This window comes from Sphingobacterium bovisgrunnientis, assembly GCF_009829085.1.
GTDB classification, from domain to species: domain Bacteria; phylum Bacteroidota; class Bacteroidia; order Sphingobacteriales; family Sphingobacteriaceae; genus Sphingobacterium; species Sphingobacterium bovisgrunnientis.
In genome coordinates this window covers 39,833-55,455 of the sequence record NZ_WUQY01000004.1, presented here as the reverse complement: position 1 = coordinate 55,455, position 15,623 = coordinate 39,833, and the positions used below count along the sequence as shown (strand labels likewise).

10 protein-coding genes are annotated in these 15,623 nt (G+C 35.7%); 7 read left to right on the top strand and 3 right to left on the bottom strand.

Features of this window, described 5'->3' with window-relative positions:
- Window positions 1-14 precede the first annotated feature (14 nt).
- Window positions 15-2,492 carry a TonB-dependent receptor gene (locus GOQ16_RS03520; RefSeq protein ID WP_160067954.1) on the top strand — a complete coding sequence of 826 codons (2,478 nt, stop codon included), beginning with the start codon at window positions 15-17 and terminating at the stop codon, window positions 2,490-2,492.
- A gap of 7 nt (window positions 2,493-2,499) precedes the next feature.
- Window positions 2,500-3,912: a DUF4374 domain-containing protein gene (locus tag GOQ16_RS03515; RefSeq protein ID WP_160067952.1), complete on the top strand. Its 1,413-nt coding sequence runs from the start codon at window positions 2,500-2,502 to the stop codon at window positions 3,910-3,912.
- A gap of 61 nt (window positions 3,913-3,973) precedes the next feature.
- On the opposite strand, the gene GOQ16_RS03510 is transcribed toward GOQ16_RS03515, so the two are convergent.
- The 3 genes from GOQ16_RS03510 to GOQ16_RS03500 all read right to left on the bottom strand — a co-directional run bounded on the left by GOQ16_RS03510 (window position 3,974) and on the right by GOQ16_RS03500 (window position 8,421).
- A complete protein-coding gene (locus GOQ16_RS03510; protein WP_160067950.1) occupies window positions 3,974-5,461 on the bottom strand; it encodes a CotH kinase family protein in 1,488 nt (495 codons plus the stop codon).
- A gap of 63 nt (window positions 5,462-5,524) precedes the next feature.
- A complete protein-coding gene (locus GOQ16_RS03505) occupies window positions 5,525-6,685 on the bottom strand; it encodes a dipeptidase (RefSeq protein ID WP_160067948.1) in 1,161 nt (386 codons plus the stop codon).
- A complete protein-coding gene (locus tag GOQ16_RS03500; RefSeq protein WP_160067946.1) occupies window positions 6,685-8,421 on the bottom strand; it encodes a serine hydrolase domain-containing protein in 1,737 nt (578 codons plus the stop codon). The genes GOQ16_RS03505 and GOQ16_RS03500 overlap by 1 nt, the downstream gene beginning before the upstream one ends.
- 115 nt (window positions 8,422-8,536) lie before the next feature.
- Here GOQ16_RS03500 and xseA point away from each other — a divergent pair, with 115 nt between their 5' ends.
- From xseA to GOQ16_RS03475, 5 genes are all read left to right on the top strand, one after another.
- Window positions 8,537-9,796 carry an exodeoxyribonuclease VII large subunit gene (gene xseA, locus GOQ16_RS03495; protein WP_160067944.1) on the top strand — a complete coding sequence of 420 codons (1,260 nt, stop codon included), beginning with the start codon at window positions 8,537-8,539 and terminating at the stop codon, window positions 9,794-9,796.
- A gap of 2 nt (window positions 9,797-9,798) precedes the next feature.
- On the top strand, window positions 9,799-10,020 hold the full coding sequence (xseB, locus tag GOQ16_RS03490; protein ID WP_160067942.1) for an exodeoxyribonuclease VII small subunit: 222 nt from the start codon (window positions 9,799-9,801) through the stop codon (window positions 10,018-10,020).
- 135 nt (window positions 10,021-10,155) lie between these two features.
- Window positions 10,156-12,906, top strand: coding sequence for a carboxypeptidase-like regulatory domain-containing protein (locus GOQ16_RS03485; protein ID WP_160067940.1), 2,751 nt, complete (start codon window positions 10,156-10,158; stop codon window positions 12,904-12,906).
- A gap of 21 nt (window positions 12,907-12,927) precedes the next feature.
- Window positions 12,928-14,127: a DUF4876 domain-containing protein gene (locus GOQ16_RS03480; protein ID WP_160067938.1), complete on the top strand. Its 1,200-nt coding sequence runs from the start codon at window positions 12,928-12,930 to the stop codon at window positions 14,125-14,127.
- Complete coding sequence (locus GOQ16_RS03475) at window positions 14,128-15,618, top strand: DUF6850 family outer membrane beta-barrel protein (RefSeq protein ID WP_160067936.1); 1,491 nt, start codon at window positions 14,128-14,130, stop codon at window positions 15,616-15,618.
- Window positions 15,619-15,623: the final 5 nt, after the last annotated feature.

The following is a 15,623-nucleotide window of genomic DNA, read 5'->3' as shown; positions in this document are numbered from 1 at the left end:
ATTAATCCGAATAAATGAAAATCTTTTATCTGTTAATCGTTTTTACTTTAATTCATATAACCGCATTTGCGCAACAAACTTTTTCTGTAAAAGGCAAAGTGCACAAAGAAAATGGAGAAGTTGTTTCACATGTAACTATAAAATTAGATGGAACAAACTTTACTGCAATTACGGACGAAAACGGTCTTTATGAATTCAAAAATGTGCCTGCCGGAAAATATAATGTGTTGATTTCATCCATAGAAATTGAGAGCAAAGTATTGCAGTTAAATGTTAATAAAAATTATCCCGATCTACATATTCATATCGACGAAAAAGGAGGATTTTCAATCGATGAAGTTCGCATCGAACGCAAAACCGCTAAAAAAGAAATTGAAACATCGGGTTTTGCCGTCTCTGTAATCGAAACCAAAGAAGCTTCATTGAGAAATTTAACGACAAACGAATTGTTGGACCGTGCTGTAGGTGTGCGTGTTCGTCAAAATGGAGGTGAAGGATCTCCGATTGAATACAATTTAAATGGTATGTCCGGTAGCACAATAGGTATATTTTTAGATGGTTTGGAGATATCAACCTATGGTTCTTCATTCAATCTTAACAATATTCCTCCAGCGATGATTGAGCGTATTGAAGTATACAAGGGCGTGTTGCCATCACATCTATCGGGTAACTATATCGGAGGAGCAATAAATGTGGTGATGAGAAAAGACGCTTCTGCCAACAACATTACAGCTGCGGTTTCTTATGGCTCATTCAACACTTATCGCGCTGATGTATCAGGAATGTATCGTAACCAAAAATCTGGATTTACAACTCGTGTATCGGGATTTTACAGCCATTCGGACAATAACTATGAGATGTGGGGTAAATTCTCCAAATACACCACTTCAGGAGGAAATACCATCAGATATAATAAAACCCGCAGACCAAATGACAAATTTGAAACAATAGGTGGACGCTTTGAATTTGGATTTACAGATGTAAAATGGGCAGATCAATTCTTTGTAGGTTACAATATTTCGGACTCTTACAAAGATATACCGCATGGACTTACAATGACTCGTGCTTACAAAGGACGCTTTAATGAATATCAAGCGCACGTACTGAATTTAAATTATAATAAAAGGAATCTTTTCGTTGAGGGTTTATCGTTGAATGTAAATGCTGCAAGAAGTTATAGAAATACCTATTTACAAGATACTGTTAGCCAAAAGTATAACTGGGCTCGTGAAGGCAGTAATTCCTATGAATTAGAATTGATGCTTGCTCCCCCTAATAGTCAGGGTGAAGTTCTTCCCTATCCACATGAAATAGGTCGAGGTCAACAAGGTGAAGCTGTAATTTCAGATATTGACCGTACAATCACCAACATACGATCGAATCTTGCATATACCCTATTTTCAGGACATCGTCTGTCACTTAACCACAAATACGAATCGACTACTCGTGATGACAAGGATTTATTAATACCAGAGCGGAGTAAATGGATTACCCAAAACGATGTAAACAACAATATTTTCGCTGTAAATTATGAAGCCGAAACATTTAACGGAAGATTAAGAACCAATTTCTTTGGTAAATATGGCATATATAATACGGTTCAAAACATTCCAGTAAGCGAGACGAATGGTGAAATGATTTACACAAATAAAAAGACGACACGTGATAATAGCGGTTTTGGCGGAACAGCTTCATATGAAGCAATTAAAAATGCTTTTTTGATTGTTTCAGCAGAAAAATCATTTATCATGCCTACGGAACGTCATATATATGGTTCACCAGAAGAAAACTTATTGCCAAATGAAAACATCTTACCTGAGTTAGCAATTAATTACAATTTGGGGACTCGATATGCTTTATCTAACTGGGAAAAACACAAATTATCCATCTATGGAAACTTCTTTTGGAGAAATGGTTACGATAAAATCATACAACAAACAAGAACAGATGAGGTATTACCAGGACGTGAAAATCAAATAGAAGATATTCAAGTTACCCAATTCGTGAATTTAGAAAAAACGCAGGCAATTGGATTTGAAGCAGAACTAAATTATATATACAATAATAAATTAAATGCCGTTTTTAACTTATCGAAGTTCAATTCATTATTCAAAGTAAAAAATGATGATTGGGGTAATCCACATGCGCTTTATAATCTACAAGTACCCAATGAGCCATTCTTCACAATGAATGCAAACGTACAATACCGCATTAACAATCTAATACAAAAAAAGTCCGTTGTAAATGTGTATTACAATATGGGATATGTCGCTCCATTCAAAACAATATGGTTTGATTCAGATTGGTTTACGACACCTACACAGTTTACACATGATATTGGTATAAATTACAGGTTACCAAAATCAAATATTGTCTTGAGTTTGGATAGCAAAAACATTTTTAATTCTGAAGTATACGACAACTTTGGTGTTCAAAAGCCAGGAAGAGCATTTTACGTAAAATTAAACTATACTATAAATAATTTTAAATAATATAAATATGAGAAATAATATATTCAAATCTCTAGTTTTCAGTAGCGCTATAGCTATAGGAACATTATCAAGCTGTGAGAAAACAAACGACGAAGGACCTAATTTTTTGACTGGACCAGATCTTGGAACAAGACAATTTATAACACTGACAGGCGCATTTCCTGATGCCGAAGGTGAAGCGGGTAATGGTGGAACAAGAGCTTTAGCGATTTCCCTAGCTGAAGCCGAAAATCCAAATTTTGAAGCAAATGTTTTCGCAGATGGTTATACATTGCGCTCACAACGTACCGCACGTGTCCAAGGTTCTCCTAATGGAAACTTTTTATATAATATTCAGTATACTGGTGATGATGGTGGTATCTTCAACAAGTACCACGTACAAGGAGGTAAAAACTTTATTGATACCCGTGAGGAGGTAAACACAGAACCTATCCTTGGTAACGCGCCTAGATGGGTAATTGCTGCGAACGGTATTGGTGTTGGTGTATATGCATCCGCAAAGGTACAAGGAACTGCAGAAGGTGCAGGAGCTAACTTTGTTGATGTGAAAAGTACAGCAAAAATTTTAGCTTTAGACTTAGATAACCCTACTATCTTACGTCAGACAGAATTTACTATTCCATTCACAGAAGCGCAGACAAAAGCGGGCTATCAAATTGGACGTATTGACGTACCCATCTTAAATGCTGCTAAGAACAAAGTTTTTATTGGTTGTAATTTGACAAGAGTTGACGCAACTAAAACATCAACAGTAAACAATGATGGTAATCAAGTGTGGGCTACAACTAACCCTGGTAGAGAATTAGGTACAGCAACTTTGGTTGTTGATTACCCGAGCCTAGCCAATCCAAAATTAATATATTCTGGAGTAAGTAAAACTAACAATCACTCGTATCGCACGATGACGCAATGGTTAGGGTCTAATGGTGATATTTACCAAGCAACTGCAACTGGAGGTTCTCAAATTTTGAAAATTTCAGGGAGCACAAATACCTATGACGATTCGTATAATTTTGATTTAAAAACAGCACTAAACTCATCAGCTAATATTGCGATCAGAGCTTGGAGACTAATCAAAGAGGATATTGGCCTAGTATTATATACCGTAACAGGTACAGATGGTGGATACTTAGCATTAGTTGATTTGAAAGCAAAAACAGCAACCAAATTGACTACCGAACAAGAAAGCAACATTGGATTAAGCGGTCGCTCTGCAAACACTGCTACAGGTGTAACTGCAATGGTAGGTACATTTGGACAATTTCAAAACATTGGTGTACATGGTGATAATGTATACGTACCATTGACTCCTAATGGATTAGACGGTAACCTTTATATAATCAACTACAAAACAAAAGCTATTACCAAAGGAGCTAAATTGAAAAACCAATCAGGCAGCTTCTACTTAGGCGCTTATTAAAAAATTAAAACCCTAAATGAAAAACCTCGACAAATTGTCGAGGTTTTATTGTTTACAAAGTTTAATATCCCCTGACCATATTGTCAATATAAGTTTTCCTATCATTTAAGTAGCTTTTCAACTTGACTACCTCTAGGTCGAAGTTCTTTCCTTTCTTCCAAATCACTTCATCTCTAGCTTTAGACTCTTTAATGATATTAGAATATTCATCCACAAAACGAATTAGATTATTAAAATGGTTTGCTTTATAACTTTCCCAGTGCGTTTTGAAAGCTTTTTTTACTTCAGTATCCGAAAGTAATCTTTGAAAGAAACGTGTGCCAGACTTATTACCAGTCCAGAAGAAATCTCTTCCTGGATTACTAAAATGATTTCCAGAGCCTTCAAAACCATACGCCCAATCAAAATCCCAAATTGGTCCAAAACTAAATTTACCCGTTGGAACCTTGTGCATATAGGTACTTTTCGGATGATTTAACTCTTCATTTCCCGTCAAGATATAGACCATAAGATAACGTGCAAATACATCGATATCCAATTTATCTCGATATCCATTGTTTGGAAAGTTGGAGGCGTATATCAAATCCTCCAATTGTTCAAAATCAGCTTTGATAGGAGCTATTTCATCTTGCTCTTCTAACTCCGGAGACTTAATCATTACTGGAAGATGGTAATTCGCACTTCTGAACTGAAATTCCTCATCAAAATAATCATCCAATTCAAATAGATATCCATCATCTGTGATATTAATACGATTGCTTGCTACTTCTAGATGTTGTGTCAACACATAACTGCCACGATAAGTACCATTTATAGAAACATCAACAGGAATAATATCATTGGTAAAAGGAACTTGTAAATCACGACCTATACGCATAGCTACAGCATTACACATGAGGCTAGGGTCTAAGAAATTGGCCAATAGTACCCAATTTCTCGCTTCAGGCAATCCTAAGATGGATGCTTTTGTCGTTAGTCGAAGACGGTAAGGCTTTTTAGGTTGTCCCCATGTAGAATTTCCTCTTCCACGAATCTCTGTCGAAGCCTCAAAATTTGGGTAGAAAGTCTTGCCATCAATACGCAAAGTAGCTTTTAAATATTTCTCTTTCTCGACAACCTCTTCGCCTCCATCAATAGAGATATTAAATTGGGGTATTTCGAAACTAGTCCAATTAACGCGGATCGTTACATCTTTTTTAGTCCCTTTAGCCCCCACAAAACTGTAGGTTACAGGTTGAGAAAAATCTCGGACTGTTGTTCCACTTTCTTGCGCTAAATTATTAACCAATACCTTAATCGCATTGGTTTTGAAAGTAGGAATTAGATTTTTGGAATGATACTTAGGCAATTCTCCTGAGTACACACCGTTAGCTTCTTCCAGCATAAAATCCGCAGTTAAGGTCGGATTTTTCTCTTTGGCAAAATAAAATTCAGAAATTTCGATTACTTCTTCCTCCACGACGGGAGTATCATCATTGGTAACAGATTTAGAACAGGATAAAAATGTCGTAAAAAGGAATAAGACAAAAAACAATCGTTTGTTATTCATTAGTCAAAAGTATAAAGTTTATAATTGACTAAAAGATAACACATTACTCACAGAGTAACTCAATTATTTTTCATTTTCTTTCATTATACGAAGAAAATTAAGCCCCATTATCTTCGCAATGTCCTCCTTTTTATAACCTCTTTCTAACAAAGACTTAGTCAAAATCGGAAACTTTGAAACATCTTCCAAATACTGGGGAGTAGACTCTATCCCATCATAATCCGAACCAATTGCCACGTGATCTATTCCTACTTTACTAACCAAATAATCAATATGATGTAGCAATAAGTCTAATTTCACATCCGCTTGGAATTTCAATTCCTTTGGAAGCTTATGGTATTTTCTAGAAGCAGAAAGTATTTCTGTCGGCTTACCAAAATGGTTGTCGTATAGTTCGTGAATGCGAGATTCAAAAGCGGTGTCTAAGAATCCAGAATAAAAATTGACACCAATGACTCCCCCATTTTTCTTAAGTGCAGCCAATTGCGCATCATCTAAATTTCTGGAATGCGGAGTCAAAGCAGCTGCATTACTATGTGATACTAATACAGGCTTTGTAGAAACTTCCAATACATCGTAAAATGTCTTTTTGCTCGCATGCGACAAATCCACGAGCATACCGAGTTCATTCATTTTGCGGATAATCGCTTTTCCTTGGTCGGATAGACCCATTTGTTCTGCAGCAGGCTTACTATCTTCTACAGAAGCGGCTGTTGCCCAAGACAGATTATAGTTCCAAGTCAAAGTCAAATATTTTGCGCCGCGCTTGTGCAATTTCACCAAATTTGGAATACTCTCTTCGATCATATTGCCACCCTCGATGCCAATTACAGCAGCAATTTTCCCTTGCTTTTGCAGACGATAAATTTGATCTACATTTTTGGCTATAGCAATCTTGTCCTTATTTTTCTTAATAACTTTTTCTAATGCATCAATCTGATCATTAGCATGCTTAAAAGCATTTTTCTTCCATTTTTTGTCGTCAGACCAAACCGCAAATACTTGAACATCGACGCCTCCTTCAATCAACCGAGGTATATCCGTATGACCCGTTGTCAAGCCGTTCGAAATATCATGACCTTCCAAAATACTGGAAATAATTACATCATTGTGCCCATCAACTACCAAAAGATCCTTGTGTATTTTTTTATAGTCTTCTTGTGCTTTTGCTATATAGACAAAAGAACACATTGCCAAAAAATTAAGAATAAGCGTCTTTTTCATTATTTCGCTTCATTAATAGTTTCATAAATCGCATCTTGAATGCGACTGCGAATATTCAAATTCAACAATTTTGTTGACACTTGCGGATGCACTCGATTCGATAAGAAAACATATATCAACTGATGTTTTGGATCAATCCAAATACACGTACCAGTATACCCTGTGTGGCCATAAACCGATTGATTTGCTAATTTTGAAGGGTATTCCTTTTTCGGATCAGGATCAAAACGGTCAAAACCTAGACCGCGACGACTAGTCTTAGATTGATTGGAAGTAAATAAATCCACAGTATTTTCTTTAAAATAACGTGTTCCTCCATATTCACCACGATTCAAAAGCAACTGTCCATAAATTGCCAAATCATTTGCGGAAGCAAATAAGCCTGCATGTCCAGCTACACCGCCTGCCATCGCAGCACCTTGATCATGTACAAAACCTTCCAATAATACTTTGCGGAAGGAAGTATCGTGCTCTGTTGGTACGATTTGCGATTTATCAAAACGCTTTCGTGGATTATAACCTGCTGTCTTCATGCCTATTGGTCTATACAATATTTGTTGAACGTATTCGTCCATCGGAATACTCGTAATATGTTCGGCAACTTCTTTCATGACATACATACTGATATCCGAATACACATAATTACCTGATGGCTTGACAGCAGACTTCATCATCTCTGGCCACATTACTTCCTCATAATAGTTGTTTTTCAAATAAGAATTATCGGCTAGCTGGACTTGATGCGTAGCAGAGGGAAAACTTTGCACATCACCAGTTTTTAAATTTCTGTAAAATGGAATAAACGGCGTGAAACCAGCTTCGTGCAATAAAACTGTCCTTAGCTTAATATCTTTTTTATTCGTAGAACGTACATTCCATAGATAAGATCCCATTGTACTATCCAAGTGAATAGCATTAGTCTCTTGCAACTTCATAATCACTGGCGTCGTGCCCGCAATTTTACTAATGGATGCTAAGTCAAAAATATCCTTTATGCTCGTTTTTTGTTTTGCTTCATAGGTATGATTCCCATACGCTTTTTCAAAAATAACCTGTCCATTTTTAATTGCCATCACCACCAAACCAGGCGTTGCTTGTTCGCGTATAGCTTCTGCCGCAATAGCATCAATCTTTTGCGTCATTTTTGGCAAGTTCAAACCGGACTCTACACCATCAGAATACTGTAAACGTGTTTGTGTAGTTTTTAATTTTGTATTTCCTTCCGTAATTGCCAATCCGCCGAAAATGCTCATCGCAATATTACGCTGCGCTTGTGTAGAAAATTCAGGTGAAACTAATTCTGTCACTTTCCCACCAAACTGAGAATTGCTTTGCACACGACTCAAATCCGTGTCTAAGAATTTACACAAAACAATATTTTTGTTATTTGAGACAGCCTGATTAAATAATGCCGCATTTGTCACTCCCAAATCAGATGCCGTAGCAGCCACAATGATAGTATTGAAAAGTTTTCCTTGTTCATTCAATTGATTCAAGTCAATCACCGATACATCTGCGTACCGCTCAACTTGTTCAATAAATGCATTGTATTTTCCCTCGGATGAAACAGCTACAGCTATTTTCAGATGATCAAGTCGACCAAGAGGAATAGTCTTATTTTTATTAAATAGTAGTTGAGTTTTATTTGTAATGGTCTGTTTGTACTGCGCTGAAACAGCTGTAGACAAAAATAATATACACAAAAATAGGCTTGGTAACTTGAATTGAATTTTCATATTGTAGCACGGTTTCTAGTGTAAATGTACTAATAAAACGCACAAAACCGCAACAATAAATAGTAACATAATCATTTCGTTTTATCCGATATTTTAATTAACTTATATTTGAATTATGCCAGAAAAAGTAAACGATAAGACCATTTTTACGCTACTGGAAGTGACCAAAAGTATCCAAAAGACACTTGCTGATCGCTACAAAAGTCTGTATTGGATCAAGGCGGAAATGAATAAGCTCAACCATTACAAACATTCAGGTCACTGTTATCCAGAATTGGTCGAAAAAAAAGAAGGCAAAATTCTAGCAGAAATTCGGTCGATACTGTGGAAATCGGATTTTGAAAGAATAAATTCTTCCTTTATAAAACTCCTTAACGAACCGCTTCGCGATGGCATTACGATACTATTTCAAGCCGGCATTTCGTATGATCCATTGCATGGATTGAGTCTGCGAATCGTGGATATCGATCCTACTTTTGTTTTAGGTGAATTGGAACGTGAAAAGAAGGAAAGTATCCTCAAGTTGCAACAAGAAGACCTATTTGATGCAAATAAAAGAATTCCTTTCCCCATCATTCCCAAAAGATTGGCAATTATTTCTGTAGAAACGAGTAAAGGGCTTTCTGATTTTTACAAGATCATAAATAATAATCCTTGGGGTTATAAAATTGAAACTACACTCTACCCCGCTCTTTTGCAAGGTGACAAATCTATTCCTTCGATTATCAAACAATTGGCGGTCATCGCGGAGCGAACAGATGCTTATGACGCTGTAGCCATAATACGTGGAGGGGGCGGTGAAGTTGGTCTTTCTTCCTATAACAACTATCATTTGGCAAAAGCCATTGCCATATTTCCAATTCCCGTATTAACAGGTATTGGACACTCTACAAATGAAACGGTCAGTGAGATGGTAGCCTACAAAAATGCTATTACACCAAGTGAATTAGCAGATTTTTTGATTCAAAAATTTCATAATTTTTCTCTTCCGCTAGATCAGTTGCAAGAACAATTAATATTTTTGTCGAAGAATAAATTTTCGCAAGAAAGAATCAAATTACAAGAATTTGCGCAAGCTCTTTCATGGTCTAGTAAAAATAGGTTACAGCAAGAAAAGCATAATATTAACATACTATCCCAACGTTTACAGCTATTTAGTCAACATTTTCTGAAAGAGCAAAATGCCAGTTTGGAAAACATAGCAAGACTGATCAAAATAGCAGATCCTTCACAATTGTTGAAAAGAGGATTTTCGATTACTCGGGTAAATGGAAAGGCTGTACAATCCATTTCTGATGTGCAAATTGGTGATAATATCGAAACTATTTTGATAGATGGGAAAATCCAAAGTCAGGTAACTTCAAAACAAAATTAATCATGGAATCAAAATACACCTATATAGACGCATTCAACGAGTTACAACAAATCGTAGCAGACATCGAAATTGGCGATGTCAATGTAGACGAACTAGCATCAAAAATAAAAAGAGCTTCAGAACTAATAGCAGTATGTAAAGCAAAACTTGTTGCTTCCGAAGAAGAAGTCGAACGATTGTTAAGTCAACTTTCTACCGAAGAACCGACTGAAGAGGAGGAGTAACAGCAGTATATATCATAAAAATGTCTTAATTACGATTTTACAAAGCTTAACTCTTAATAATTTTAGGAATACGAAGTAGTATGTAATATATTTTACGTTATTTTGCGCTATTTATAATTAGTCTTAATAAGTAACGTGAAAAACATATTTCTTCTATTCATTCTTTTATCTGTGTCAAACTCATTCGCGCAGGATATAAAAGTGAAAGGAATTATTCAAGATGAAAAATTGAAGCCCTTAAGCAATGTTACAGTACAGACTAACGGTGTCAAAACATCTTCTGATTTTCAAGGATTTTATGAAATAAAATTAAAAGCTGGTAAACGTACTATTAAATACAATAGTATTGGCTATACAGAATCCATTCAGTTCATCACTCTGACAAAAGACACAACCTTAAACATAATATTATCTGAAAATAGTATAAATATTGATGATGTATATGTAACGGCTCGAGAGTCAAAAAACATAAACACAAGTTCGGTAATTGATAAAGAAGCGATGCAATTACTTCAGCCATCTAGTTTCACAGACCTCTTAGAACTATTACCAGGAGGTAGAGCGCAAGATCCTAACTTAACCTCCTTCAATGCTATAAAATTACGTGAGGTGAATTTGCAGGGCAAGTCTGTCACATCCAACAAATATGACATATCTTCTCTAGGCATATCATTTTATGTAGACGGAGCTCCTATAAATACCAATTCTGATCTCCAATCAGTAAATAACTTTACAACATCTACAATTAATACAGCACGAGAAAACACCAATAGAGGATTAGATTTGAGATCTTTAGGAACGGATGATATAGAAAAAGTTACCATCGTTCGTGGTATCCCTTCGGTAGAATATGGAGATTTAACCTCAGGATTAGTATTAATCGAACGTAAAAAAGGTGCCTCCCCCTATACATTCAGAGCTAAGACGGACGGTTTTGGAAAGTTATTTGCCCTAGGTAAAGGCTATACCTTGTCCGAAAACTCCTTTCTAAATATTGATATTGGTTATACACGGAGCACATCAAACCCAACGGAAAGCTTCGAAAACTTTAACCGTGCTACTGGATCTATTCGTTTCGATAAAACATGGAATGGTATAAATACCTACAATTTTAAATCAAATTTTGATTATAATACAACACTAGATAATAAAAAAACTGATCCAGACAATTCGTATATTTTAGATAAATATTATGGCAGAAAGCAACGTTATGCACTTAATAATCAATTTTCCATAAAATATCATCAAAAAAGATGGATTGATGAATTGCAATTTGTTTCTAGTTTTTCCTTTAACAAAGATATTATCAAAGAAGACAAATGGATTCAAGCGCGTACTGCCACGATTTTAGTAAATTCGTTAGTACAAGGCTCACATGAGGCTCAATTTCTGACTCCTTCATACCTATCAAATATTTTCGTGGAAGGGATGCCGCTAACAGCTTACCACAAAATTGTAAGTAACCACCACTTAACGTATCGCAATTTTCACAATAAATTAAAATTTGGTATAGAAAGTAATTATTCCAAAAATTTCGGTCAAGGACAGCTATACGATTTGAATTTTCCTGCAATCGCAAATACTGGTGTTACAGCAAGACCGCGAGCATTTGAAAATATTCCGGGAATGCACACCTTATCGGGTTTCGCGGAAGATAATTTTAGCTGGCGTATTCATAATTTCAAACTTGATGCTGCTATTGGTATACGGGCATTTACGATGACTTCATTATCCAAAAATTATTCGATGATGAATAAGGTATATGCAGAGCCGAGAACAAATCTTAGATTACATTTACCTAAATTCTTAATAGACAACAAGCCATTCGAAATCATCATTGGTGGTGGGCTTGGTGCGCACAAGAAAACACCTACGTTAGATCATTTGTATCCTAATTTACAGTATCGAGATATTGTAGAATTAAATTTTTACCACAATAATCCAGAATATAGAATCGCGCAAGCGTATACTGATATTACAAATCCTGTAAATTATAGTATCTCACCAGCTACCAATAACAAATACGAAGTAAATACAGACTTCGATTACGACGGCAATAGACTTTCGTTGACTTTGTTCAAAGAAAATATGCAAGATGCGTTCAGACCTAGTTCACTTTACAAAACCATTGCATATCAGCTGTACGACAATACGTCTATCGATTTAACAAATTTAAATCAAAAACCTTCCGTATCCGATTTCGCAAGTGCTCCAAGAAATGAGTTTTATGCTTATACGCAAACAGAAAACGCCAGTCAGATTTTGAAAAATGGATTCGAATTTCAGCTTATGACGCGAAGATTTAAAGGAATAAACACACGTTTTACCTTAATTGGGGCATATTATAAGACAATATATAAAAATAGTCAAGAGGCATGGCGGTTAAACACCAATATTGTACACAATGGCCTCAACAGACAAGTGATTGGTAAATATTTGGATGATGACGGCTCTATACGAGAAATGTTAAATTCAAACTTTACAATGGACAGCTACCTGCCGATTATAGGGCTTAATTTATCCGCATCGTTCCAAGCCTTGTGGTTTACCTCTTCACAAAATATGCTAAAATTAGGAACTCCCGTGGCTTATCGATTTGCTGACGAGAATATAGAACTGCCTTTCAATGAGACTTCATTAAATGATCCAACGCTTCTCCAATTAGTTGAAACGTATAGTCCAACCACATTTCTTCGCTTCAAAGAGCCTTTAGATTTACAAGTGAATTTGAAAGCCTCTAAAAGTTTTAAAAACTATATCAAAGCCTCAGTCTTTATCAATAGATTATTTTTGCATCGACCAGAATACACTTCAGCTTTGGGATTAAATGTGGTTCGCTCTTTAGACGCTCCATACTTTGGAATGGAACTAACAATATCACTTTAATCCTGATTATAAAGATATACAATGAAAAAGCGCATATTTTCTCTTGTTGTTATATTTAATATTTTGTTCACTTTCGCTGCTTGCGAGCGTGATAATTTTGATATTAAATATTCGGGTATACGCATAAAATTAAATGTACCCACCGGTATTCAAAATCCTAACTTAACAGAAATTACACTTACCTTCAAAGAATCCAATACAGGCATAGAGACAATAGCAATGCTTGATGAAATGGATAAATTGGACAAGGTATTACCAACAGGGTCGTATACCGTAACACTTAATGGTAAAATAGATTATAGCCGAGATAATATTCGTTTTGTAGAAAAAGTAAAAAGCTATAAAGATGGTATAGCCTTAACTGGACAAGATCAGACAATTAGTCTTGATTTATTCTTAGCGAATGATAATGCGGGTTTTATTTTCAAAGAAATCTTTTTCACAGGCACACAAACACCTGAGAATAAACTCCATCAAGGCGATAAATATTTTTTGATTTACAATAATTCTGAGGATACCTTATATGCTGACAAGCTGCTGATATCGCAATCCACTTTTCTAACAACGACCAAAAGAGAGTATACGCCGAATGTCATGAATGAGGCATTCACGACTACGGACATATGTATGATCCCAGGAAACGGGATGGATTATCCGATTGCACCAGGTCATCAACTTTTGATAGCTAGCAACGCGATAGATCACACAGAATCAAACCCAAATTCTTTTGACTTGAAAAATGCTGACTTTGAAATGCAATTGTTGGCAGCTATCAATGTTGACAACCCAGAAGTCACTAATACTATTACCATTTCTGGATCCATGACGATGCACAACAGAGGTTTAACATCCTATGTATTGGCGCGATTACCGGAAAATGTATCTGTAGATGATTTTAAAACCGAACATTATTATACATACAGCTACCTTTCAGGCACAAGAATTGTAACTGCAAATGCATACAAAATTCCTAATTCTTACATCTTAGATGCGGTAAACCTAACAATTCCTACGGTATTTGAATGGATTGTTATGTCTCCTCAATTGGATATGGGTTGGTCATACGCGGGGAAGTTAGATGGTGATACGAATCGATTTGGAAAATCTGTTCTGCGAAAAGAGCTTACAACCAATCCTGATGGCAGAGTAATCTATCAAGACACAAACAATTCCACTGTCGATTTTATCCCAGAAGCAACACCTTCTATAAAAAACAAGTAAATGCGATTACTATCTATTATAACGTTATATATTTCCATATGTACCATTTCAAAAGCACAGGATAGTACATATTTAAAATTGCAACAGCATAAGTTATTAAATGACAAGCTGAACAATTATTACGACGCTCCATCACTTAAGGATTTAAATTCGCCTGTACCCTATACAGATATGAACATCAATTATACGCAACAGAGAAGTGAGAAGTATATTTGGCAAAAAGGTTCAGGATTCAACAATTTCAATATAAATATCAATTCATTCCTTGCAAAAAAGAATGACATTAACCTTTGGGGTGGCTTTTATTACAATAATATAGCTGCTAGAGAAGTCAATTATAATGAAACCTTAGATTACGATTACCTGTATCCCTACATCATGGCGGATTCTGTGGGGGGAGATTTAAAAGATGAGCATTATGCTATTTCAGGAGGAATTTCAAAACTTTTCAACAAAACCACATTAGGTCTGGAAAGCTCATTTATTGGAAAACAATCTATTCGAAACCGCGATCCTCGTACCCAGAATATCAGCTCAAACTTTAACATTAAAGTTTCGGCAAATCAAAAACTGAACTCAATCTATAATCTTACGCTTGCTGTAGTTGGTGAACGCTATTTTCAAAAAGCAAAGGTTGAATTCAACAGTGAGTTAGGGCGACCAAATATTATCCACGAAACAGGGTTTGGAAACTTCAACAAACTCCTGGCTGGCTCTCGAGATAATGCAGAATATTTAGGCTATAATTATGGACTATCATTACATTTTGTTCCTTCACATCATTTGGGCTGGTTCGCATTAGCAAAATACACCGGCACTACAATTGACAAGAGGGTTCAGAATCTTGCTGATATAATGAATGAAGCATACAAAGACAACTTTGAAATACAATTAGGGCATAAGCTGGCCGTAAATTCTCATTCAAAACTAGAAATTGGCATGAATTACAAGGATAAAAAATTAAAAGGTGTAGAAGCTAAATTTCACATCGAACAATCCCTAATGCCCATATTATCAAGAGAAAATCTGTTTAATTCTACTTCTAAAAATTGGACTGGCTACATATCTTTACAACGCAATAGCAACAACTATGATTGGTTTGCAACAGTCAGCTCTTCGTTAATAAATCAACATGAAACTTACCAAATTCCTTTGAGTGAAGAGAAATTTGAGTTTATCAATATCGAAGGGCAATTTGGCTGGAATCAAAGGTTTACAGAAAATCTACTAAGCCTTAAGTTCATCTACAACTATAGCAATCCGCTTTCTGCCACAAGAGAATGGAACAGCTTTGCGAGCAATACAAACAGATATGCCATGTTATTAAACAATTATAATTATAAAAATACCCAAACTTCGTTTGTAGACTTTGGAGCAAGACTTTCCTTTCCTGTCCCAAAACTCCAAACTTTTTATATAGGAGCAAATGCTTCCCATGTTTCTGCTTATGCATTAACAAATTTTGGTCTCACATCTGGTTTTGTTTTTTAATTTTG